This is a genomic window from Rhodococcus sp. NPDC057135 (assembly GCF_042670865.1).
GTDB lineage: Bacteria > Actinomycetota > Actinomycetes > Mycobacteriales > Mycobacteriaceae > Rhodococcus_F.
In genome coordinates this window covers 25325-47013 of sequence record NZ_JBHUUU010000014.1, presented here as the reverse complement: position 1 = coordinate 47013, position 21689 = coordinate 25325, and the positions used below count along the sequence as shown (strand labels likewise).

Annotated in this window: 24 protein-coding genes; 8 read left to right on the top strand and 16 right to left on the bottom strand. The window is 61.9% G+C overall.

Features of this window, described 5'->3' with window-relative positions:
- Positions 1–10 precede the first annotated feature (10 nt).
- The 5 genes from ACFT1A_RS23820 to typA all read right to left on the bottom strand — a co-directional run bounded on the left by ACFT1A_RS23820 (position 11) and on the right by typA (position 5511).
- The gene (locus tag ACFT1A_RS23820; RefSeq protein ID WP_378449032.1) at positions 11–427 is read right to left on the bottom strand and encodes a hypothetical protein; all 417 of its coding nucleotides are present in this window, start codon (positions 425–427) and stop codon (positions 11–13) included.
- 93 nt (positions 428–520) lie between these two features.
- Complete coding sequence (locus ACFT1A_RS23815) at positions 521–679, bottom strand: hypothetical protein (protein ID WP_019744522.1); 159 nt, start codon at positions 677–679, stop codon at positions 521–523.
- Positions 680–786: 107 nt separating this feature from the next.
- The gene (gene mshB, locus ACFT1A_RS23810) at positions 787–1671 is read right to left on the bottom strand and encodes an N-acetyl-1-D-myo-inositol-2-amino-2-deoxy-alpha-D-glucopyranoside deacetylase (RefSeq protein ID WP_378449031.1); all 885 of its coding nucleotides are present in this window, start codon (positions 1669–1671) and stop codon (positions 787–789) included.
- Complete coding sequence (locus ACFT1A_RS23805; protein WP_378449030.1) at positions 1668–3452, bottom strand: ABC transporter family substrate-binding protein; 1785 nt, start codon at positions 3450–3452, stop codon at positions 1668–1670. The genes mshB and ACFT1A_RS23805 overlap by 4 nt, the downstream gene beginning before the upstream one ends.
- Positions 3453–3603: 151 nt before the next feature.
- Entirely contained in the window at positions 3604–5511 is a 1908-nt protein-coding gene (typA, locus tag ACFT1A_RS23800; protein ID WP_378449029.1) for a translational GTPase TypA, read from the bottom strand.
- Positions 5512–5835: 324 nt separating this feature from the next.
- On the opposite strand from typA, the gene ACFT1A_RS23795 reads away from it, so the two are divergent.
- Positions 5836–6012 carry a hypothetical protein gene (locus tag ACFT1A_RS23795; RefSeq protein WP_019744526.1) on the top strand — a complete coding sequence of 59 codons (177 nt, stop codon included), beginning with the start codon at positions 5836–5838 and terminating at the stop codon, positions 6010–6012.
- Here ACFT1A_RS23795 and ACFT1A_RS23790 read toward each other — a convergent pair.
- Positions 5990–6415 carry a (deoxy)nucleoside triphosphate pyrophosphohydrolase gene (locus ACFT1A_RS23790; RefSeq protein ID WP_378449028.1) on the bottom strand — a complete coding sequence of 142 codons (426 nt, stop codon included), beginning with the start codon at positions 6413–6415 and terminating at the stop codon, positions 5990–5992. The two genes, ACFT1A_RS23795 and ACFT1A_RS23790, sit on opposite strands and share 23 nt — an antisense overlap.
- A gap of 16 nt (positions 6416–6431) precedes the next feature.
- On the opposite strand from ACFT1A_RS23790, the gene ACFT1A_RS23785 reads away from it, so the two are divergent.
- From ACFT1A_RS23785 to ACFT1A_RS23775, 3 genes are all read left to right on the top strand, one after another.
- The gene (locus ACFT1A_RS23785) at positions 6432–6734 is read left to right on the top strand and encodes a 4a-hydroxytetrahydrobiopterin dehydratase (protein ID WP_283301546.1); all 303 of its coding nucleotides are present in this window, start codon (positions 6432–6434) and stop codon (positions 6732–6734) included.
- 271 nt (positions 6735–7005) lie between these two features.
- Positions 7006–7749, top strand: coding sequence for a hypothetical protein (locus ACFT1A_RS23780; RefSeq protein ID WP_095972224.1), 744 nt, complete (start codon positions 7006–7008; stop codon positions 7747–7749).
- 78 nt (positions 7750–7827) lie between these two features.
- Positions 7828–8229 carry a hypothetical protein gene (locus tag ACFT1A_RS23775; protein ID WP_378449027.1) on the top strand — a complete coding sequence of 134 codons (402 nt, stop codon included), beginning with the start codon at positions 7828–7830 and terminating at the stop codon, positions 8227–8229.
- Here the strand turns inward: ACFT1A_RS23775 and ACFT1A_RS23770 are convergent.
- Positions 8220–8678 (bottom strand): MarR family winged helix-turn-helix transcriptional regulator, encoded by a 459-nt coding sequence (locus ACFT1A_RS23770; RefSeq protein ID WP_230814148.1) that lies wholly within the window; start codon positions 8676–8678, stop codon positions 8220–8222. The two genes, ACFT1A_RS23775 and ACFT1A_RS23770, sit on opposite strands and share 10 nt — an antisense overlap.
- A gap of 86 nt (positions 8679–8764) precedes the next feature.
- On the opposite strand from ACFT1A_RS23770, the gene ACFT1A_RS23765 reads away from it, so the two are divergent.
- Both ACFT1A_RS23765 and ACFT1A_RS23760 read left to right on the top strand, forming a co-directional pair.
- Entirely contained in the window at positions 8765–10210 is a 1446-nt protein-coding gene (locus tag ACFT1A_RS23765) for an MFS transporter (RefSeq protein ID WP_378449026.1), read from the top strand.
- Between the two features lie 235 nt (positions 10211–10445).
- Positions 10446–10946 (top strand): nuclear transport factor 2 family protein, encoded by a 501-nt coding sequence (locus ACFT1A_RS23760; protein ID WP_378449025.1) that lies wholly within the window; start codon positions 10446–10448, stop codon positions 10944–10946.
- Here the strand turns inward: ACFT1A_RS23760 and ACFT1A_RS23755 are convergent.
- On the bottom strand, positions 10933–11715 hold the full coding sequence (locus ACFT1A_RS23755) for a DUF1906 domain-containing protein (protein ID WP_378449024.1): 783 nt from the start codon (positions 11713–11715) through the stop codon (positions 10933–10935). The genes ACFT1A_RS23760 and ACFT1A_RS23755 overlap by 14 nt on opposite strands.
- A gap of 889 nt (positions 11716–12604) precedes the next feature.
- On the opposite strand from ACFT1A_RS23755, the gene ACFT1A_RS23750 reads away from it, so the two are divergent.
- On the top strand, positions 12605–12835 hold the full coding sequence (locus ACFT1A_RS23750; RefSeq protein ID WP_378449023.1) for a PLD nuclease N-terminal domain-containing protein: 231 nt from the start codon (positions 12605–12607) through the stop codon (positions 12833–12835).
- Here the strand turns inward: ACFT1A_RS23750 and ACFT1A_RS23745 are convergent.
- The 8 genes from ACFT1A_RS23745 to ACFT1A_RS23710 form a co-directional block, all read right to left on the bottom strand.
- Positions 12823–13764: an antibiotic biosynthesis monooxygenase gene (locus ACFT1A_RS23745; RefSeq protein WP_378449022.1), complete on the bottom strand. Its 942-nt coding sequence runs from the start codon at positions 13762–13764 to the stop codon at positions 12823–12825. The two genes, ACFT1A_RS23750 and ACFT1A_RS23745, sit on opposite strands and share 13 nt — an antisense overlap.
- Before the next feature lies 1 nt (position 13765).
- On the bottom strand, positions 13766–15166 hold the full coding sequence (locus tag ACFT1A_RS23740) for an amidohydrolase family protein (RefSeq protein WP_378449021.1): 1401 nt from the start codon (positions 15164–15166) through the stop codon (positions 13766–13768).
- 69 nt (positions 15167–15235) lie between these two features.
- Positions 15236–15934 carry a CPBP family intramembrane glutamic endopeptidase gene (locus ACFT1A_RS23735; protein ID WP_378449101.1) on the bottom strand — a complete coding sequence of 233 codons (699 nt, stop codon included), beginning with the start codon at positions 15932–15934 and terminating at the stop codon, positions 15236–15238.
- 168 nt (positions 15935–16102) lie between these two features.
- Positions 16103–17065: an ABC transporter substrate-binding protein gene (locus ACFT1A_RS23730; RefSeq protein ID WP_378449020.1), complete on the bottom strand. Its 963-nt coding sequence runs from the start codon at positions 17063–17065 to the stop codon at positions 16103–16105.
- A gap of 110 nt (positions 17066–17175) precedes the next feature.
- A complete protein-coding gene (locus ACFT1A_RS23725) occupies positions 17176–17655 on the bottom strand; it encodes a VOC family protein (RefSeq protein WP_214927046.1) in 480 nt (159 codons plus the stop codon).
- Between the two features lie 85 nt (positions 17656–17740).
- Positions 17741–18727 carry an alpha/beta hydrolase gene (locus tag ACFT1A_RS23720; protein WP_378449019.1) on the bottom strand — a complete coding sequence of 329 codons (987 nt, stop codon included), beginning with the start codon at positions 18725–18727 and terminating at the stop codon, positions 17741–17743.
- Positions 18724–19728 (bottom strand): alpha/beta hydrolase, encoded by a 1005-nt coding sequence (locus tag ACFT1A_RS23715; protein WP_378449018.1) that lies wholly within the window; start codon positions 19726–19728, stop codon positions 18724–18726. The genes ACFT1A_RS23720 and ACFT1A_RS23715 overlap by 4 nt, the downstream gene beginning before the upstream one ends.
- 332 nt (positions 19729–20060) lie before the next feature.
- Positions 20061–20192 (bottom strand): hypothetical protein, encoded by a 132-nt coding sequence (locus ACFT1A_RS23710; protein WP_285236466.1) that lies wholly within the window; start codon positions 20190–20192, stop codon positions 20061–20063.
- A gap of 271 nt (positions 20193–20463) precedes the next feature.
- On the opposite strand from ACFT1A_RS23710, the gene ACFT1A_RS23705 reads away from it, so the two are divergent.
- A complete protein-coding gene (locus ACFT1A_RS23705; protein WP_378449017.1) occupies positions 20464–21585 on the top strand; it encodes a winged helix DNA-binding domain-containing protein in 1122 nt (373 codons plus the stop codon).
- Positions 21586–21689 lie beyond the last annotated feature (104 nt).

Here is a 21689-nt window from a genome sequence, read left to right as displayed (position 1 = left end):
GCGCCGAGATCTATTGCGAACTGAGGGTGGCAAGCCTGTTGATCGCCACTTTGAAAAGGAAAACTGCGGCCGGGGCGATCGCACCGACCAAAAGCAAGAACGTCAGTGGGGACGAAAGCACCAGCACATCGCCGCCGGGGCCGCCCACCATGCATACCAAGAACCCGACGATCCAACCGGCGAGCGGCAATGCGGCCCTGCCCGGAGTCGTCACAGTGCGGGCCGCGATCACCAACACGAGGTTCGCAACCGCGGCTACGAGAATGCTGATGGGAAATGCCGTCGTACCGAAATGGGTCGGCAGGAACAGAACGGACAGCACCGCGCACAGGAATCCGTCGAAAATCAGGACGCCGAGGATGACAGGGTCGAGCCACGACAGCGACGTTTCCGTCGAGGCGTCCGTGTTCTTCTCGACCGTGATCATGGTTTTGATAGTGGTCTATCGGTCGTCTTCGCGCGAGCGCGGGGTCCCCTCCCGACAAGCACCCCGGCTCGCGCCCGAAAAGTTCGAAGCCGATCAGGGAACCGGCGGGAACCCGAGCAGCGTCAGCAGATGACTTTGCTGATCTGCGAATGCGTAGAGCGATCCGTAATACATGTCGTGGTAGTAACCAGCCATCGGACGCAACGAATCGACAAAGGCGACGATCTGGTTCTGCAGGTCCCAGTTGTACATTTCTTCAGCCCCCAGGCTTTGCTGTTACCGAAAGGACCACCCATCCGGTGACACGCATCACACACCACTACGGCGTCGATCGCAATGCCTGTGAGCCGACGCCCAGGTCAGCTGTGCAGCCCGCCGAACAGATCGCTCTCGCGACCGTCCTCACCCACGGGACCGAGCGTGCCCGCCACCAACACGAAATGCTCGACCGTCAGGATCGGCTGGACCACGTTGTTCGACAATGCGAATTCGGCTCCGCTCGGGGATACCGTCACCTGAGTGGCATGGGCGCTCAATGCCCGCGCCTTCGCATCGACGACGCCGCGAACGTCGATTGCCGTCGTCACGTCTCCGTCATCGACGCTCGGCAATTCCGCGGGCTCGGGCAGGCGCCAGTTCGCCGGGAACTCGGAAATGGCCGCGATGCCACGCTCGAGTCCGCTTCGCTCGGTCACCGTCCAGTAGAACTTCGGGGTCGACCACGGCTCGCCGGCGTCGGGATACGCCGTCGTTCCTGCAGCTTCGACGGCCGCTGTGGTGATCGCGTGTGCCTGGATGTGGTCCGGGTGCCCGTAGCCGCCGTTGGGGTCGTACGTGATCACGACGTGCGGCCTGATCTCACGAATGACGGCGACCGCCGCGCCGACTGCCTCGTCGCGTCGAGCATTGACAAAAGCACGGGGATTCGCGGCCGACGGTGTGCCGGTCATTCCGGAATCGCGATACCGACCGGCGCCGGCGAGGAATCGAGGAGCGGCACTGCCCAGTGCCGACAGCGCTGCGCTCAGTTCCGAAATCCGATAGCCGCCCAGTTGATCCGACTCGGCAGCCACGAGCCCCGCCCACGCGTCTCCGATGACTTCGCCTTCCTCCCCCAACGTGCAGGTAAGGACCGTGACCTCGGCGCCTTCGGACGCGTAACGCGCGATGGTGCCTCCGGTGGTGATCGTTTCGTCGTCCGGATGTGCGTGTACCAACAGCAGTCGTTTCGCCGACGCGGTCACTTTGCCACCCTCACCCAGTCCGTAGCGTTTCCGAATATCCCCACCTGCACCGGGCCGTCGAGGACGACGCCCTCGACTCCGGTCCCGACCGCGACCAGCGCTCGGCTCTGCACGATCGGCAAGACCGCAGCGAGGTCCCACAGCTTGGGCTCCGCATCGGCGATCAACGATCCGAGATCCCCGACGCCGCTGAGCGCTTCGTCGATCCGACCTTGCAGCGCAGGATCGCAGAGCCCGGACAGGTTACTCGGAGCCTCGACGCTTGTCGTGCGGACAGGCTCCGGAGACTGCGACGGCGTCGGTGTGGGTACCGCCGAACTGGTGGCCGGAGCGGAAGGTGCGCTCGGGCAACTGAACCGCGAGGCCAGTGAAGTGGCCGTGTCGGCGCCTGCCCGACTCCAACCGACAATCATGTCGACGCGTCCTGTCGTCAGGTCCTCGCCGTAGAGTTCCTCCGGCGGCACCGATTCGACAGTCGCGAGGATCCCCACGTCGCGCAATTCGTCGGCCGCGGTGTTTGCCACGGCGATCGCGATGTCGTCGTTCTCGGGAGCTCCGATCAGCAGGGTCAACTGAGCGCCGTCGCGGACGATCGATCCGACCGTTCCAGTGCCCGTGACGATTCCGGTGGCCGGCGTCGTCAGGTAGCCGGCTGCAGTCAGCTCGCCCAGCGCCTGCTCTCTGGTCGGCTTCGGCGGCGCGGTGGGTGCGTATCCCGGATCCGACGGAGCGAGGATCTGAGCTTTCACCGGGGCCGACGCCGATTCACTCCCGGCCGCCACTACGGCGAGCAGGTCCGGATCGAGCAGTCCCAGAACACCTTTACGGACCCGAACGTCCGCGAAGTTCTTGCTGCGCCCGTTCACGTTGATGTCTAGAGTGCGCGGAACGTACGAGAATGCAGTACTGACACCCGGGATCGCAGACAGCTGAATATCCGTGGCACTACCCGAATGAACTTGCGCCACTTGAGCGTCGTCGGTGCGCAGTGCATCCGCCAACTGCGACGCCGTTCCGCCGCGTCGCAGAACTATCTGATCCGGGTCGGACGGCTTGCCCCAGAATCGGTCGTTGCGTTCGAGCACGATTTCGTCCCGGCCACGGTCGACAGAGCGCACGTGAAAGTGGGCTCCCGACACCGGAATCCCCTCGCTCAATCCGGTGCTGAAACCACCGGGAGTGTCCTTGATCAGGTGGGACGGAAGAATATCGGTGAACAACTCTCGCCACGCCGGGTACGGTGCACGCATCACCACGTTGACCGTCTTGCCACCGCCGGACGAGTTCACGTCGTCGATCATCTGATAGCCCGCGGGGTTGACCACACCGGGAACCGAGATCATCTGCTGCCACAGGTAGCGAAAGTCTTCTGCCGCAATGGGAGCACCGTCCGACCACTGGGCTTCGTTGCGCAGTTGGTAGCGAATCGTGAACGGAGCCTCTGACGTCACTTCAGCCGAAACGAGAAAAGAATCGTCGATCGCCCACTCCGTCGCACCAGGTTGCGTCGGCGATTTGATCGCGCGAAACGCACTGGGCAGCACGAGGTTACCGACTGCGGAGTTGACCGGCGACTGATCCGCGAGCAGGTGCGGGTTGAATCCGCCTCCTACCTCGTCGATTGCCACAGTTACCTGCTTCGTCGCCGGGACGACCGGAGTCGGTGTGGGCTTGACGGTTTCGGTGCTCTCGACCGGAGGCGGCGGATCGGCTGTACATGCAGTCAGCGACAACGCCGTCACTGCCACTGCCAACGCCAGGTAGCGACGTCCTGAGGCCACAGACAATTCCTTCCGTACGGGGCCGCGTCGCCCCTTCGCACTCGATTTCCGGGCAGAACTTTCGCCCGGAAACCATGAAGGCGAATGTACCTTTCCGCCGAAAACTCGGCCGAAAGGCACATCCGCCTGTCAGGTTGTAACCGACGAAAGACTACAGAGCAGCCTTGTCGCGAGACTTGCTGCGCGAACGCTCGCGAGCGCGCTCGGTTGCATTGAGATGCACCTTGCGGACGCGGACATCCTCGGGGGTGACCTCGACGCACTCGTCGCCGGAGCAGAATTCCATGGCCGCTTCGAGCTCGAGCTTGATGGGCTTCGCGAGGGTCTCCATCACGTCTGCGGAAGACTGACGCATGTTGGTCAGCTTCTTCTCGCGGGTGACGTTGATGTCGAGGTCTTCCTGACGGGGGTTGATACCGACGACGTGACCCTCGTAGGTGTCTGCGCCGGGCTCGACGAAGAAGGTTCCGCGGTCAGCCAACTGGATCATGGCGAACGGCGTCACCGTGCCGGAACGGTCCGACACGAGAGAACCGGTGTGGCGTGCACGAATCTCGCCGGCCCAGGGGCCGTAGCCGTCGAAGACTGCGTTGGCGATGCCGGTTCCGCGGGTATCCGTGAGGAATTCCGTACGGAAGCCGATAAGACCACGTGAAGGAACGATGAACTCCATACGAACCCAGCCTGCGCCGTGGTTCGACATCTGAACCATCTTGCCCTTGCGGTTGGCCAGAAGCTGAGTGATGGCACCGAGGTACTCCTCGGGGCTGTCGATGGTCAGCTCTTCGAAAGGCTCGTGGATCTTACCGTCGACAGTCTGGGTGACCACCTGCGGCTTTCCGACGGTCAGCTCGAAACCTTCGCGACGCATCTGCTCGACGAGGATGGCGAGCGCGAGCTCTCCACGACCCTGGACCTCCCACGCATCGGGACGCCCGATGTCGAGGACCTTGAGCGAGACGTTACCGACCAGCTCCTGGTCCAGGCGAGCCTTGACCATGCGCGAGGTGAGCTTGTGACCCTTGACGCGGCCGACCAGCGGTGAGGTGTTGGTACCGATCGTGACCGAGATGGCCGGCTGATCGACGGTGATGCGAGGCAGCGCAACCGGGTTGTCGAGGTCGGCGAGCGTGTCGCCGATCATGATGTCCGGGAAGCCCGCAACAGCGCAGATATCGCCGGCAAGCGCGACCTCGGCGGGAACACGCTCGACACCGATGGTGGTGAGCAGTTCGGTGATCTTGGTCTTGGTGATGACGGGCTCGCCGTCGACCTCTCGGCACCAGGACACGGTCTGACCCTTGCGCAGCTCGCCGTTGTGGATGCGAACCAGCGCGAGGCGACCGAGGAATGCCGACGCGTCGAGGTTGGTGACGTGAGCCTGAAGCGGCGCGTCGACCGTGCCCTTGGGGGCCGGGACGTACTCCATCAGAACCTGGAACAGAGCGGCGAGGTCTTCGGCGTCGGGTGCCTGACCGTTCTCGGGCTGCACCGTCGAAGCCTTGCCCTCGCGACCGGAGGCGTAGAGAACCGGCAGCCCGAGCGCGAGCTCGGCGGCCTCTGCGGCCTCGTCGGAGAGATCGGACGCGAGGTCCAGGAGCAAGTCCTGAGCCTCGGAGACAACCTCTTCGATGCGGGCGTCGGGGCGGTCCGTCTTGTTGACGACCAGGATGACGGGCAGCGAAGCGGCGAGCGCCTTGCGCAGCACGAAACGCGTCTGCGGAAGCGGGCCCTCGGACGCATCGACGAGCAGGACGACGCCGTCGACCATGGACAGACCGCGCTCGACCTCGCCACCGAAGTCAGCGTGGCCCGGGGTGTCGATGACGTTGATGACGGTGACCGAACCATCCTCGTTGCGCTTGTGCACCGAGGTGTTCTTCGCGAGGATCGTGATGCCCTTCTCGCGTTCGAGGTCGCCGGAGTCCATGACGCGATCGACCAGCTCGGCGCGCTCCTCGAACGCGCCGGACTGACGAAGCATGGCGTCGACGAGGGTGGTCTTGCCGTGGTCGACGTGTGCGACGATGGCAACGTTACGGAAGCTGGTGGTGGTCACGCGATGGCTCTCCTGGCTGAGTTGATTCGGCCACGCGAAAGTCAAGTCGCACGGCTCTTCTGGTGGCCGCTGCACGAGTGTGTGATCCGAATCAGGGCACGAATCGCCTGAATAGGCACCGCGGCCTAGTAAATACTACTCGCTCCGAGCGGATACTCCTGCATTGTGCGGCCTCTATCACCGCCCCCACCAGCCAATAGTGATTTGCACCACGCTGAAGCGGGTAGGATTACGACCTGGAGAAACAGGGTGTTTAAGGGTACGCTAACCTCGTTCCAAGAGCGGGCTCTCCGCCGTAGTGAAACAGGAAAGCCGCAGCGTCACATGGGAAAAATCAAGGCAAGCAAGGTCTCGAAGCTCAAGCCGAAAAAGAAGTGCTGCCGGAAGAAGACACGGTGCATCAAGTGCCCCGTCGTCATCATGCGGATGAAGAAGCTCGAGAACGAGGGCGCATCCAAGAAGGAACTGAAAGCCGGTCTCAAGAAGGCCCGCGCGGCGTAAGCGCCCTCAACTCCTCGAGCAGTTCGGGGATCCAGGCTCGATCGTTGTCGACCAGATCCATCGACAACAGTTCTTCGGCGTCGACCCATGCCAACTGAGCATGGTCGAGCGCGACCGGTTCGCCGGACACCAACTCCGCCCGGTACGCCCGCAGGACCAACCCCGGCGACAGTGGCACGTCGACGCCGATTCTGGCGCCGCACCGAACTTCGACCGCGAGTTCCTCGAGTAGCTCTCGCACCAACGCGTGCTGTGGTGATTCGAACTCCTCGACCTTCCCGCCCGGCAGTTCCCAGCGACCGGCCAACGCCGGCGGACTCGTCCGCTGCGCGAGGAGCAGCCTTCCTCCACGGAAGATCGCGCCGGCAACAACTTCGCGATCCCTTGCAGGCACATCACTCATCGCACCATGATGGAGTATGGCCACTTTGTTGTCCGACTCCGCAATCCAAAGCGCACTCGACGAACTGCCTGCTTGGCAGCTGTCCCCGGGCTCGATCACTCGCACCGTCGACTCCGCGACCTTCCCGGACGCGATCGCCCTTCTCCAACGCATCGCGGCCGTCGCCGAGGCCGCAGATCACCATCCCGACATCGACGTTCGATGGCGCAAGGTCACGTACACACTCTCGACACACTCGGCCGGCGGACTCACCGATCTGGACTTCGACCTGGCCCGTCGAATTGACGTACTTGTCGACGATTCGGTCCGTTTCGACTGATCTTCGAGTGAACAATCCTCGCAATCTGACGTAACAGTTGCATCAACTTTCACTTAGATCACTTCAGTCACAGGTATGGTCGCCGTAAATCACGATCGAGGCCGGTCATGCCATAGACTCCCCCCGGTGCGTAGCTGCTCAGCAACTGAACAGCTGTACAACCCGGGGGCTCTGTACATAGAGTGACCCCTCGAGCCGTCAAACGCGGAGCTCGCCTAGGCGCCCGCGCGGTATGACTAAGGATGGGGAAACAGTGCTTCGAACCCGAGGTATGCGAAAGGCGTTCACCGCCGTCGCTATTGCCGCAGTAGCAGGACTGGCATTGCCGGCACAGGCAATGGCCGATCCGGCAGCACCGCCCGCACCCGAAAGTGTGCCGATCGAGTTCCTCGCGTCGTTTGCGCCTGCCATTATCGGCGCCGCTGCAGGTCCGGCTGACGTCGCCGGCGGCCCGCAGCAAGCGTTGCTCGACCAGGCTCGTGCGATTCTGAACTCCCCCGGCATTCCGCCCGAGATCAAGGCGACCCTCGAGAAGGTCATCACCTTCCTCGACGGCAGCGGCGGCGGCGGACCGGAAATCCCGAACGAGAACGCCCCTGTCATCGCGCAGTTCCTCTACCCGACACTGGGCAAGGGCTGCATCTCGGCAACTGCCGATTCGGTCGGAACCGCACTTGCTGTTCCCGGCCCGGCTCACCTGCCTCCTCCCGGCCCCGCTGCCGGTCAGGCCGGATTCGTCTTCACCGCTCTCGGTACGGCTCCCGCCGTCGACGACCAGCCGGTGCCGATGACCGTTACCTGGGTCAACATCGACAACCAGCGCAGCGCCACCCAGAACCTGACCAACGCCGCGCGCATCAACCCGGACGGCCCCGCCACGCTGTCAGCTATCGCCGACACGGGTCCCGGACGCGTCCTCTCGGTGATCAGCGGTTCGCTGACCACCCAGCCGGAAGGCGCAGATCGCATCACCTGCAGCTTCCTCCCGACCGTGGGCATGTTCGCGGTAGCTTGATCGAAGTCTTGTGAAAGGGACCCACCGAATTTCGGTGGGTCCCTTTTGCATCTCCGATCACCGTGATAGACCCGATAGATGGGACATCTACGAGTGGACATCACGCATGGCCGTTCAGACCGGAAATCAAGCCAAGACGACCAGTCGATACGGTCGCACAAGTCGACTCGGTCGATACTGTCCATCCGATCCGAGGGGTCCATCCTGTCGATCGGATCGGCGTACTCGATTCTGTCGATCGGTAGTGTCGGCTCTTTCCTGTCCATCGGAAGCATCGGATCTACGGCATCGGTCCTGAGTTCGGGCTCGTTCGCCAGTCTCGGGTCCGCGCTGTCCGGACTGTCACGCTGGTCGTTGCTCTCCTGGCGTGGAAATCATGCAGCGCCCGAGGAACATCCGAAACTTGTTGTCATTGCGCCGGAATCGGATTCGAGCGATCCGGATCGCTCGTTGCGATCCGTTTCGCACTCTCAGACCTGATTCGGTCGCGGCCAGTCGCGGCCCTCCAAGTTCTCCACCGAGCGATTGAATTGCCGGAGTAGATCACCGAGCGCAAGACGCTGCTCCGGCGTCCACTCGCGCAGGACCTTTTCGACGCCCGCTGTCGAATGTTCGCGATCAGCACGAAGTTTCGACAGCCCTTGCGCTGTCGGTCGAACCTTTCGCGCCAGGCCACCGTCCGGATCCTCCACCCGCTCCACCAAGCCCAACCGGCGTAGCGCACCGATCTGCCGGTTGATGGTCGAGATGTCGAGGGAGAATGCGCAGGAGAGTTCCTTGAGGCTCATGGGGTGCTGTAATTCCAGTCGTCCGAGCAGCAGGTACGCCGACCGGTCCAGATGAAGTTCCGCCCGTTGAGCGAGCGCGTGATAGCGCGAGAGCAGAGTCAACTCGTACTCGATATTCACCAGTTCTGGGTCCCGGTCCATCGTCATATTGTGCAGACTACACACGATGTGTAGCGTGCACACTGGGGCGAACGCACCGAAACAGAACATGCCAGGGCGGGAGCCGAATGTCCGTTCACACAGGGTCGTCGAATGTCGACGGGAATACCCCTGAGACGAAAACCACGGACACGAAATACGCACCGTCGGGTCCCGTGCTCACCGTTCTCGGACTGTGCGGAATCGTCGTCGCCTTGATGCAGACGCTGGTCGTCCCCATCATTCCGCAATTGCCGCACCTGCTGAACTCTTCTCCCGCCGACACGTCGTGGGCGGTCACGGCAACGCTCCTCGCCGCTGCCGTGATCACGCCGATCAGCGGACGCCTCGGCGACATGTTCGGCAAGAAACGAATGCTGCTGGTCAGTCTCGGGATGGTCGTCCTGGGCTCGGCCATCTGCGCGATCGCGCCCTCACTGATCGTGTTGGTGATCGGACGTGCACTTCAAGGTGCATCGGTCGGGGCAATTCCGTTGGGTATAGCCATCATTCGCGACGTTCTTCCGCCGAAGAAGGTTGCCGGTGCCATGGCCGTCATGAGCGCGACCCTCGGCGTCGGCGGTGCGATAGGACTGCCGATCGCCGCAGTGATTGCACAGAATGCCAACTGGCACTTCCTGTTCGTCACTTCGGCGGCTTTCGGATTGATCTGCATCGCACTGGTTGCCTTTGTCATTCCCGAATCGAAAGTACGACGCCCGGGACGTTTCGACTTCATCGGGGCGCTTGGTCTCACCATCGGACTGATCACCCTGTTGCTCCCGATCACGAAGGGCGGAACCTGGGGGTGGGGCGACACGAAAACCCTGGGGCTCCTGGCGGTTTCCGCGCTCAGCTTCCTTGTGTGGGGATGGTGGGAACTTCGACGCAGCGCGCCACTGGTGGACCTCCGCGTGTCGGCCCGGCCCCAGGTTCTCTTCACCAACTTCGCGTCGATCGCCGTCGGTTTTGCCATGTACGGCAATTCCTTGACGCTCCCCCAACTCCTCATGGCGCCGACGTCCACCGGATACGGACTCGGACTGTCCATGGTCGCAGCGGGACTCGCACTGGCCCCCGGTGGACTTGTCATGATGGCTCTCTCACCCGTCTCCGCTCGAATTTCGGCTTGGCGCGGCCCACGAATCACGTTGATGCTTGGCGCCCTCGTCATCGGATTAGGTTATGCCTTCGCATATTTCACGGTGTCGAGCGTCTGGCAGGTCGCCGTGGCCGGAATGTTCATCGGCGCGGGCGTCGGGCTCTCCTACTCGGCCATGCCGGCCTTGATCATGGGCGCGGTGCCCATCACGGAATCCGCAGCCGCGAACGGACTGAACTCTCTGATGCGATCGATCGGCACGTCGACGTCTGCCGCGATCGTGAGCGTCGTTCTGGCCGGGATGACCATCACGGTCGGCACCGCAGTGATCCCCTCATTCGAGGCGTTTCGCGCCACGTTCCTGATTTCCATCGCCGCCGCCGTCGTGACAATGGTGTTCGCCGGATTGATTCCCAAACAGAAAGTCTCATAAGGGAATCAACCCGGCGGAGGACTCACTTCTCCGAAGAGCCTTCGATGCTGCCCGTCTGCAACTTCGACAGAAGTGTGTAGATGAAACTGATGATGATATCCACGTGGTGCCCTCTCACATAACGGGTCCCCGACCCGTCAACGACGGTACCGCAGAACTCTTCTGCATCGAATCACCGACAATCAATTCTGCAACGTGTTCTAATTTGAGGCGACGACTACCCGAGGAGCCTTTCATGACCTGGACACGCACGGAACTCGAAAACGCCTTCGCGGGTTACCAGAACACCGTTGTCGAGTGCACTCGCTCCGGCGACTGGAACGCCTTCGCGAACATGTTCACCGAGGACGTCGTCTACGTGGAACACGCTTTCGGCACCCTCGACGGCCGAGAGGCCGTACGCAAGTGGGTCACTCGCACGATGACCGAGTTCCCGGGGCGCGCGATGACCGAGTTCCCGGCCAACTGGTTCATCGTCGACGAGCAGCGTGGATGGATCGTGTGCGAGATCGACAACCCGATGGAGGATCCGGGTGACGGATCCAAGCACGGCGCCGCCAACATCACGATCCTGCACTACGCAGGCAACGGTTTGTGGTCTCGCGAAGAAGACGCCTACAACCCGATGAACTTTCTGTCGATGGCAAAATCATGGTGCCTCGCCGCCGAAGCAGCGGGCACCCTCCCCGATGACGCAAAGGCCTGGCTCGCCAAATTCGGCGCTATGGTGCGATAGATCCCGTCGGCAACGAGGATCCGACGGGCTGGACCGGACCGACCGAGCCGGCCAACGACCACTGCCCGTAGTCGCGAGTGAGGATCGAATTCAGATCCACGCCGACGCCGTCGACCTTGCGCTTGTCGATTTCGAACTGGTGCAGGTTTGCCCGCGGGTGCACATACCCTGCGGGCGAACCCCAATTGTGCTGCCAGAACCAGGTTCCGACGCCTGCACTGATCATCGCGTCGATCACGCGAGTGTTTCCGTAGACACCGAGTGCCCCGTTGCCGACAACCGAGGCCCACCCCTCGAGGTATGGCGCAATCAGTGTCGTGATCTCGGTACTGGTGGGATTGTCGTCGATCGACGCGTAGATCGGCCGACCGGACGGCCCACCGGCCGCAGCATGTAGTTCGAGGCCACGGGACGCGTGACGCTTGCCGGCCTCGCGGGCCCCGCGCCAGTCCGCCGTACCGCCCTTGCCGAATTGATAGCAGGAAACGACTTGGAGTCCGGCCGCCGTCAACGCGTCGGTTTCCCGCGCGAGTACGGGCTTACCGACCATCCAATCGGCGCCCGGCCGTCGATCCGAGACGTACCGGATGGCGCCTGCGTACCCGGCGGCCTTGATCGCCTGAGCGGACGGCACACCGGCGGCGTAATCGAGCAGGGTCCCGAGCGAACCGGCATTGGCCACCGACGTCGTACCGCTCAATGCAGCGAGTCCGGCAGCTGCCGATCCAGCGGCTGCGTACTTGAAGAGGTTTCTTCGCGAGACGTGCACAAAGCTCCGATCATCGGCGTGTCCCGCTCGAAGTGGCGGGCAGGCAAGCTATCTTCTTTCGCTCGCATTCCACCACAGTCACATCAACCCCGCCATGCACTTGGCCAACAATGCTCACATTGTCACCAAATTGGACGCTAGGCAGTTAATCAGACAGACAACAGTGGCCCCCGAAGACGTCGTCTTCGGGGGCCACTGGGTCGGCCTATCGGCCGGAAGCTATCAGCTGAGCGAGGTGAAGAAGCTCAGAGCGCTGAAGAGATCAGACGCGTTGCTGAAGAAGTCGTTGAGGAAGGTGAAGGCATCCGAGAATTCTGCGCTGCTCATGCGATGTGCTCCTGTCGAAGATACGGTCCAGAGGATTTGCTGCCACGTGAATGGCTGCTGGCGATAAGAGTAGAGGTCTTCCGTTACTTCCGCGACACCAAATGTGTCCGGGACGTTACATTTCGGCCCCTTCAGCCCACGGACATACACACAGGTAACCACCACTTGCAGTGATCAAATTGTCACCTACGGACGATTTATTGACATATTCCGAACATCGTTCCCGATAGCAGCTACCGCGCAGCATCAAACCTGTATGTCAACTACAAGATTGGCAAGCCTTACTTAACAGATTGGCTGTTGCTCCCGATAGAGCCCGTACCAGCAGATTGGCCAAATCCAATCCCGCGATCGGGCCGCGCGAGCTTAGCGCTCACGCAAACATTCAGCCACAGTTCGAGTTAGCGAGATCTTTACGCCAGAAACGACCGTCCCGCCGCGGTCCGACACCGTACTTAGCGGTCATGATGGTGACGCTATTCACACTGTTTCGGGGAACTTCGGGTGCCGATTGCAACCCCAACTCGACACGGATCGGACGTTCGAGGGCAAAGTGGAGTTCATGAACCTCACGAAAAAGAAGTCCTGGAGTGAGCTGTCACCCGCGCAGCGCCGCGCAGTCGCCCTGCTCGGAACGTTTCAGTCCTTGTTGGCGATTGCCGCGTGGACCGACCTCGCACGACGACCTGCCGAAACGGTGAACGGCAGCAAGAAGAAGTGGGCGGCGATCATCTTCGTCAACTTCTTCGGACCGCTCGTCTACTTCCGCCGAGGCCGGATTCAGTCGAAGTAGTCCCAGAACTGCAGCCACTTGACCGACGCGAACAGGGTCAGAGTTACTGCATACACCGCAACTACCGCCGCTACGCCGCGCCAGTTGGTGCGGGGAACGGCGCCGTCGACCGGGTCCAGCCAATGGCGGAACCACCTCGTGACCGTCGGCATCAGGAACCACGTCATGGCGCCGACGCTCACTATCTGACTCATCCACATCGAGAGCCATGGCGGCGCTCCGATCCCGTCGAGCAGCGGTCCGAGAAACCTCGACAGCGTCATCACCGTCGGATAGAGAACGAGCAGAATGATCATCGCCGTCTTCCAATTCGGCGTCGCACGGGTCTGCCCGTTCTCCGTGCGCAGAATCGTGCCGAACGGTGTCGACCGCGTGGTCTCGGTGAAGTCCTCGGCTAGCTCGGCTCGCAGTTTCGGTAGTGCCGCGGCCCTTTCGGGCGACGCCATCCACACCGCCAACTGGTGCTCGGTCCGGAACCGAAGGACGGACTTCCACTGGGTGGAGTCGGTGACCGACCGCAACAACATCACCGACTCGTAGCCGGAGAATCGCGAACTGAGATCGATGAGGTGTCGTTGCGTTCGCAGAAACTCGTTCTCCTTACCCACGACGACGGTGTGGTCGTACACACCGATACCGGGCGGCGGCAGAATGCCGTCGACCAGCACCAGATCGCTCGTCTGCGCGAGAATTCCCGTTGCTTCAGCAGATCTTTCGAGATCGCGGCGTTCGCCCGACTCCAGCCAGCGATGAAGATCGTCGGCACTGTCGAAGGTGACGGACAACCCGTGCGACACCGGTTCCGGTTGATCACTGACAGCGCAGCTCAGGTAGCCGTCGAATCGACCGGCGATCTCGGCCGCGCGCTCTACCCACGCCCGGAATCCCGAACTCGTTCGGTGGTACCCGGTGATGGCGGTTGCGGACACGTCAGCCCGACACCCGGCGCCCTTGCACGTACACGTGCGCAATCGCGGGTTCGCGCATCGCCATCAGGAGCCCGAAGAGCGTCTGGTCGCGGGCGAGTATCGGATCATCCGAACGCGTTCCATGGTCGACGAGGCCGGCGAGCGGCGGCCATCCGGACGGATCGATCACCAGGAAGTCGGCCTCTTTGCCTTCGTCGAAATTGCCGATCCGGTTCTCCATGTCCAGCGCGCGAGCACCGGCGAGAGTTCCGGTGAACAACAGTTCGGCGGGGTGCATCGACACTCCGTCGTCGCCGGCTTCGGAGATGTGAACCTTGAAGGCGTCGCCGAGGACTCGGGTGAGCAGGCACTCGTCACCGCCGCCGAAGTCCGATCCGATCGCGATGTTGACCCCTGACGCAACGGTTCGTTTCCACGGCATGGTGCCAGAGCCGAGAAACTGTTGGGACGTCGGACAATGTGCGATCGAGGTTCCGGTCTCGGCCATTCGTGCGAGTTCGGAGTCCTGGCAGTGCACCGAGTGCGCGAGAATCGCGCGCGGACCCAGGAAGCTCTTTCCACCGACCTTCGAGCCGGGGAGGAACTTGCCGTCGTACGTGTCGAGATAGGTCTCGACCTCGTACTCGGCGAGTGTGGTTGCCACCTCGCCGGTTCCGGGCCGATTGTTCTCGTTGAGGTGACTGTGGAAGTAGACGCCGCGGTCGCGGACCGAGTCGTACAACTCCCCCAGCTCTTTCAGTGTTCGGGTCGTCACCGCAAGGGAGAAGCGCGGAACCACTGCGACGTGAACCAACGCAGTATTCACGTCACCGGTGTCGGCCGCGTGCCACTTGTCGATCTCCTCGCGAGTGAGCCTGATCGCGTCCTCTTCAGAAGTGATCAGTGCAGCGGCGGAGGCCGGGCCGGTGGTTTGAATCCCCCGCCCGCTGACCACCCGAAGGCCGCGTTTCAGAGTTTCCGAGAACAGGGCGTCCTGCGCGTGCGGAAAGGCCGATCCGAACACCATCGCGGCCGTGGTTCCCGTGGCGATTCGGCGAGCGCAGAAGGCCTCGGCGGCATGCTGGGCGAACTCGGGATCAGCAAACCTCGATTCGGAGGGAAAGACACAGAGGTCGAGCCACTCGAGGAGTTGACCGCCGCCGTACGCGTCGCCGGCGTACGTCTGCGGGAAGTGAATGTGCGCGTCGACGAATCCGGGCAGCAGGAATCCTGGCCGGTGATCGTGGGTTTCAGCGCCTTCGAGTTCGCTCGGGAGTGATTCGAATTCTCCGCAGTAGACGATGGTTCCCGCATCGTCGATCGCCAACACGCCGTCGGGGATCGAGACGAGCGACTGCGCCGCATCCTCAACCGTCGGACGACCGGAAATGTGGAAGACATGGCCTCGATGAAGGTGCGTCACTTACTGAGCAAAGCACAAAACTACCCAGAACCGCGCGGCGAATGCTGTCCTTTTTGTCAGATATTGGGATCAAGCAAGAGTTGCATGCCAAACGAGAGCCGCAGCCAGCGCGCCCGCCCCGTTCAACGACCAATGCAGAGCGATCGGCGCAATGAGGCTGCCGCTGCGATGACGGAGCCAGGTGAATACGAGACCGGCTGCAGCGGTGGCGAGAACAGCTCCGAGGATTCCAGCGACCTGACCGACGACTCCGGTACCGAGAAAGCCGGAAAGCCCTTCGTTGCCGCTGGTCAAACCCATCGACGACGCGATGTGCCACAGTCCGAACATCAATGAACCGGCCGTTGCAACGCCCCGGAATCCGCTGACCCGGTTCAATGTGCCGTGCAGGACGCCGCGGAAAGCCAACTCTTCGGGAATGACGGTCTGGAGCGGAATGACGATCATCGACGCGATGATGGCGCCGGAAATTGTGGCGTAGCGATCCGCCATGAAGAAGGGGCGCGTAAGCGGAAGCAGCGCGCCGACGGCGACAACCGTCAGGACCAGGCCGACGGCGGCCAGGGCGTACTTCGACCCCTTCCGCAGGTCACGAGGCGACAGCCCGAGCTCCGCCCAACCCATTCCCCGGCGCTTGGTGAGCGCCAACAGAACAAGAGCAGAAATAGGTACCGTGGCGATGCTCGCCCACGCAGTGGTGAAGTGTGCAATCAGATTGGTTCCCACCAGCACCACGATCACAACAGCGATATCCACGTACGCATGCATCCGCGGAAAACGAGGAGCGGTCGCTGCGATCTCCACTGGACCGATCTCCACGGGGGCGCCGCTCGTTAGCTGAAAGTTCACTTTTTCCAGTGTACGGACGCACGAGAACCGCCCGCCACTGTTTGCGAACACGCTCACAGTGACGGGCAGGCTCTGAAATGGCTCTGATCAGGCTCCGAGCGTGCTCGCGAATTTCGGAACCGCGTTGTCGATTGCGTAGGTCAGCCCCGGTACGGAGCCACTCGAGAACGCATTGACGAGTGAAGCGTCATCGAGGATCAACAAGTGTCCCTGTTGGGCCGACGGAATTGCACGCAACAGCGGATCGTTTGCAAACGCACTGCTGTCGAGGAAGATCGGGAACAGCACGGTGAGATCGGCGTCGAACAGGTTGAGGTTCTCGTTGGCGACCGGAACGTAGAAATTGCCGGTGGCTTTCTCGGTGATCGCGGCCGGAATCGTGAAGCCGAGACGGGTCATGAAGTCGGCGCGTGCGTCGCCAGGTACGTAGGCGCCGTAGCCGTCGGAACTGTAGGCGCCGACCGCCGCGGTCTTGCCCGCGAAGTTCGGATTGGCGGCAATCGCGGCGTCGAACTTGGCGTCGAGGCCGTCGAGTAGCGCCTTGCCTTCCGATTCTTTGCCGAGTGCCTTGGCGACGAGTTCGGTCTGCTGCTCGACCGTCGTCCCGTAGGCCGTGGCGAGACCTGGAGGCGGCCCGACCGTCGGCGCGATGGCACTGAGCTTGTCGTAGGTCGCCTGCGTGTTGTCGCTTCGCGTCCACAGAATGAGATCCGGTTCGAGCGCGATGACGTCTTCGACGCTCAGGTCCATCGTTCCGAGGATCTTCGGGTCGGTGGTGAACTCGTCCGCGATCCACGGTCCGACGCCCTTGCCGCCGAACGCCATCCAGTCCGCGACGCCCACTGGTTGAGTGCCCAGAGCGAGTGCCGTCTCGGCATCCGACCAACCAAGCGCCACGACGCGCTGCGGGTCGGCCGGGACCTCGACGTCGCCGAACATCGTCGAAATGGTTGCGCCCGCTTCGGCCGGTCCGTCAGCACTGTCGCTACTGCAACCGGCAAGCCCGGCGACGGCCAGCGAGGCTGCCAGTGCCGTCACTGCAATCTTCATTCGAGAGACTTTGATCCGCATGGTTACCAGCACTCCTCCAACGCTCCAGCGAGAATTAGGGAAGGCTAGCATCAGCTAAGGAAGACTGTCGCCCATCGGCCAGATCGTGTTCAGGATGCGTTTGCGGCCTTGTCGAGTTCCGCGATATCGATCTTCTTCATCTTCATCATCGCGTCCGTGACGCGTTGCGCCTTGGCTCGATCTGGATCCTTCATCAGTTCGAGGAGACGATTTGGGACAACCTGCCAGGACAGTCCGAACTTGTCCTTGGCCCAGCCGCACGGGCCTTCTTCCCCACCCTCGGTCAGTCGGGACCAGTAGTGATCGACCTCCGCCTGATCGACGCACGGAATCTCGAACGACACGGCCTCCGAGAACGTGAACATCGGTCCGCCGTTCAATCCGGTGAATCGCTGACCGCCGAGTTCGAAGCTGACGGTCATCACCGAGCCTGCCGGCATTCCGGAGGGCGATCCTTCGACGTACCTTTCGATTCCGAGTATCTGCCCGGAGCCGAACACCGAGATGTAGAAGTTCGCTGCTTCTTCTGCTTGGTTGTCGAACCACAAACAGGGAGTGATGGAAGGCATGTTCTGTCCTTGTCGGAGAGGTTACGAATCAGGTGTACAGGGTTATAGACCCGACCCGAAACGAAAACTCATCGCCAGGAACTGCTCAAGCGGACAACGCAGATTCGAGCATCGGCCAGGAACGAACGAGTTCGTCGCGCCAGTACGGCCAACCGTGCGTCCCCACCGGCTGAGCGCTGCGGGTGACATCGACTCCTCGATCGCGCAGCACCTGCGTGATCTGGTCGGTGCACAGGTTCGATCCCAGTTCCATGACCCCGCCGACGACCAGTACGCGCCCCAGGGCAGGAGTATCGAGGGTTTCGTGCGGGCCTGGTAGTCCCGACCCCGAGGCGAGATACACCTTGGTTCCGCGGAGCTTGTCGGCATTGGCGAAGATGTCGTGCTCTTGCCAAGCCTCACTGCCGGCCGGACCCCACATCTGCTCCGAACGGGCATTTCCGTTGATCACCACAAGATCGGTCAACGCCTTGCCGAATCCTCCGACGGTTGTGTAGCAGCCGCTGTAGCCGGCGACCGCGTCGTACAACCCGGCTGAGCGTTGGGCCAGGATCAGCGCGGCTTCTGCGCCCATCGAAATCCCGCCGATTGCGTTGTGCCCGTTGGTCGCGAACCTCTCGTCGATCAGTGAGGGAAGCTCTTTTGTCAGGAACGTCTCCCACTTCAGACGACCGAATTTCGGGTGATCTTCCTGCCAATCGGTGTACATGGTGCCGGTGCCGCCGATGGGGAGTACGACGTTCACGTTCTTGTCGGCAAAGAACGGGACGATATCGCCGTTAGCGGGGGCCAACCAGTTGTTCTCTTCGATCTGCCCGGAATTGCCGTCCAGGAGATACAGCGTCCCGCGCGGTTCCGAGCGGTCGGCCGGGAGCAGTACTTTGACCTGCATGGTACGCCCCATGGCGGGACTGAGAACGTCGAGAAGAACCAAGCGCGAAGACAGTTCAGTGGCGCTCGTTATTTTCGGGGACTCGTCAGCGAGTGCGGTCGACGGCAGCGCCAGTAGTGAAGTCAGGGCGAGCGCGCCGACGAGAACAACGCTTCGAAGGCTCGCTCGACGGGAACTCACACGCCGAGCGACGCGGCGATCATCGGCCACGAGTCGTGTAAGTCGTCTTCCCAGTATCCCCATGAATGCGTTCCTGCCGGCTTGAAGTTGTAGCGAATGTTGTTCATACCCAATGCGTTCGTCTTGTCCGCAAGCTGGGTGGTGCAGTAGTGAGTTGCTGCCTCGATTCCGCCACCGAGAACAAGCTGCAACGCCAAATCTGTGACATCGTTGTCGATCCGTGGATCGGCAAGTGTGTCGTACGAACCGGGAATCCCGGTTGCGGTAGTGATGTACATCGGAATGCGAGGTAGCTTGTCCGCGTTGACAACCGGATCGTGGGCCGGCCAACCCGGACCATCGTACGGACCCCACATGTTCTCCGCGTTGCCACCACCCACTGCGACCACGAGTTTCACGAAGTCCTGACCGAGGCCGGGACTCGTCATCGCACACCCACTGAAAGACCCGACGCTGTTGTACAACGCGGGTGCCGACATCGCCAGGTCCAGTACCGACGTGCCCGCCATCGACAATCCGGCCAGTGCGTTCTCGCCAGTCGTCCCGAACGTCGAATCGATCACCGGCGGTAGTTCTTCCGTCAGGAACGTGGTCCACATGTTGACCCCGTTGTTGTTTCCGGACTTCGCGAGGCCGGGGTCCGGCCGCTCCCAATCGGTGTAGTAGCTGAACGCCCCACCGAGCGGCGTGACCACGTTGACATGTTTGTCCGCGAAGAACTTCGGCACATCGGTCCGCACCGACCACGTCGCGTCGTCCTTGCCTCCGTCGACTCCGTTGAGTAGGTAGAGCGTCGGAGCGGGCGTCGAGGTATCAGCCGGCCGCAAGACCTGCAACGGAATGTCGCGCCCCATCGACGGTGAGTACACCGAGATGTCGACCAGCCTGCTGTTCACTGATTGAGCATGACCCGGTGCGCCGAGAAGGTGGAACCCACATACCGCCGTGGTCAGCGCGACGAAGACGCGGAAAACCGTTCGTAACGCACCAGTCTCGATCATCCGGGTCACTCTCTTCGGCAGCGGAACTTTTCGAACGCTACCGCCTGAAACAGGCAAACCCGACGTGATCGGAAAAACTCGATCCCGTCGACGCGGAAAGGCTCACGCACCGAGTGCGTGAGCCTTCCTCGTCAGACGACGCTTACTTGGGCGTAACCGTGCCGCCGCTGAGCGTGGTCAGCGAATTGAAGAATGCGGTGCCGACGTTGTTGACGGCCGTGATGACGTTCCCCACGATTTCGAAGGATCCCATGAAAACTCCTACAGTTGTTTAGGTCTCGGTAACCCGAGCGGAAGATTGTGGTCGAACAGTCCGATTCCGGCGGGCGGGATCAGAGGAGCGGCTTGAGGCTGCCCGTGTTCGTCTGAACCGAACCGATGAAGGTTTCGAACAACTGGTCGCCGGCACCGAGCGAGCCAATGCCCTTGAGTGCAAGTTCGACGATCGACATCAGTGAACCCATGTGAATCTCCTAGAGAAGTCAGAGGTCAGCTGCCAAAAGCACCCGACAGCGCTGTGACAGCTGCGTCACATCTGTAATGTATCCGTGACGTGGGTAACAGTAATCATACGAACGACCAGTTGGCAAAGGATTCCGACAAAGGGGTCATTATTTCGACTAATAAGGTCTGCTACTGAAAAAATTCCGGCCAATCGGTCGAATCTGACCGATTCTGTCGCCGCATCGATCAACCGCCCCAAATCCTGCGGTTACCCACCAGTAAACTGAAATCATGTCTAGCGCAGCGTCACTCACGCAGGTAGCTAATTTCCGATGGCATCGCCATCAACTCGACAGGCCACACTCCGGTGACGCCGATCACAACGATTGCGACATTCTCGACCTCGGGATTCAGAACACCGGACCTGACGGCGCCGCGTGGGCACTGAGGATCCGCGGCGTACGCGTCCACGCCACTGACCTCGCTCTTGCCTGGACGTTGCGCGGAGCTCCCCACCATTACCGTCGACGCGATCTGCCTGCCGTCGCCGTCGCCACGTCGCCGTTCGGTGAAGCCGATGCAGCCAAACGCATTTACGATGCGAACCGGCCACTGAAGGCCGCCGGTATCCCGACGCTGACTGCCCTGCAAACAGTTGCTACCGCGATGCGGGACATCGTCTCGAAACCAACCGTCAAGGGCGAGATGTCCGCGCAATTGACCACGCGAGTGACCGAACCCTTTTTGCGATTCTGCCGACCGTGCAACGCCACCCATCTGTACGAGATGCCGTTCCGGCTCGCGGCGCTTCAGGCGGGCCTCGAACTGCAGCCGGGCACATCTCCCCCAGTGCTCGAACGCATTCCGGGTTGGCGTCGACGCCCGTACACCGCCTCGGGTTCTGACGCCGATCCCCGCTTCGACGTGATTCGCGGGTATCTGCGCTTCTACGGACCCGCCACTCCTGCTCACGTCGCGTCGTTTCTCGATGCTCCGGTCAAGGACGTCAAAGCCCACTGGCCCACCGATGCCGAGGAGATCGAGGTGAACGGCGAGAAGCGATGGATTCTCGAACAGGACCGCGAAGGCTTGCTCGGCTCCCCCACCGATTCGAGTACTCGCCTACTCGGCCCTTTCGATCCATATGTACAGCTCAAGGATCGGGAGACCCTGGTTCCCGACCCGGCCGCACAGAAGACGGTATGGCCGACCCTCGGGCGACCGGGCACGGTTCTGGTCGGCGGCACGATCACCGGACTGTGGCGACCACGAGCGTCCGGAAAGAAGCTGAAGGTCGCGATCACCCCGTGGGGAACGTGGTCACGATCGGCCCGCGCCGCAGTGGCCGAGCAGGCCGAAATACTTGCCGAATTTCGGGGCGTCGAGCTGTCCGAACTGGTCGAAGCATCTTGATCGAGCCAGCGAGGTCAGGATAATTCCAGCTCACACCCGCCCCGATTCGGAGAAGGAAACCCCCAACGATAACCTGAATGCGACCTTCGCACGCACCCTTGTTC

Coding starts and splice junctions, on each gene's coding strand:
- ACFT1A_RS23820 (WP_378449032.1), bottom strand. CDS start 427: ATGATCACGGTCGAGAAGAACACGGACGCCTCGACGGAAACGTCGCTG.
- ACFT1A_RS23815 (WP_019744522.1), bottom strand. CDS start 679: ATGTACAACTGGGACCTGCAGAACCAGATCGTCGCCTTTGTCGATTCG.
- ACFT1A_RS23795 (WP_019744526.1), top strand. CDS start 5,836: ATGGGAAAAATCAAGGCAAGCAAGGTCTCGAAGCTCAAGCCGAAAAAG.
- ACFT1A_RS23790 (WP_378449028.1), bottom strand. CDS start 6,415: ATGAGTGATGTGCCTGCAAGGGATCGCGAAGTTGTTGCCGGCGCGATC.
- ACFT1A_RS23785 (WP_283301546.1), top strand. CDS start 6,432: ATGGCCACTTTGTTGTCCGACTCCGCAATCCAAAGCGCACTCGACGAA.
- ACFT1A_RS23780 (WP_095972224.1), top strand. CDS start 7,006: ATGCGAAAGGCGTTCACCGCCGTCGCTATTGCCGCAGTAGCAGGACTG.
- ACFT1A_RS23775 (WP_378449027.1), top strand. CDS start 7,828: ATGGGACATCTACGAGTGGACATCACGCATGGCCGTTCAGACCGGAAA.
- ACFT1A_RS23770 (WP_230814148.1), bottom strand. CDS start 8,678: ATGGACCGGGACCCAGAACTGGTGAATATCGAGTACGAGTTGACTCTG.
- ACFT1A_RS23765 (WP_378449026.1), top strand. CDS start 8,765: ATGTCCGTTCACACAGGGTCGTCGAATGTCGACGGGAATACCCCTGAG.
- ACFT1A_RS23760 (WP_378449025.1), top strand. CDS start 10,446: ATGACCTGGACACGCACGGAACTCGAAAACGCCTTCGCGGGTTACCAG.
- ACFT1A_RS23750 (WP_378449023.1), top strand. CDS start 12,605: ATGAACCTCACGAAAAAGAAGTCCTGGAGTGAGCTGTCACCCGCGCAG.
- ACFT1A_RS23735 (WP_378449101.1), bottom strand. CDS start 15,934: ATGCATGCGTACGTGGATATCGCTGTTGTGATCGTGGTGCTGGTGGGA.
- ACFT1A_RS23730 (WP_378449020.1), bottom strand. CDS start 17,065: ATGAAGATTGCAGTGACGGCACTGGCAGCCTCGCTGGCCGTCGCCGGG.
- ACFT1A_RS23725 (WP_214927046.1), bottom strand. CDS start 17,655: ATGCCTTCCATCACTCCCTGTTTGTGGTTCGACAACCAAGCAGAAGAA.
- ACFT1A_RS23715 (WP_378449018.1), bottom strand. CDS start 19,728: ATGATCGAGACTGGTGCGTTACGAACGGTTTTCCGCGTCTTCGTCGCG.
- ACFT1A_RS23710 (WP_285236466.1), bottom strand. CDS start 20,192: ATGGGTTCACTGATGTCGATCGTCGAACTTGCACTCAAGGGCATTGGC.
- ACFT1A_RS23705 (WP_378449017.1), top strand. CDS start 20,464: ATGTCTAGCGCAGCGTCACTCACGCAGGTAGCTAATTTCCGATGGCAT.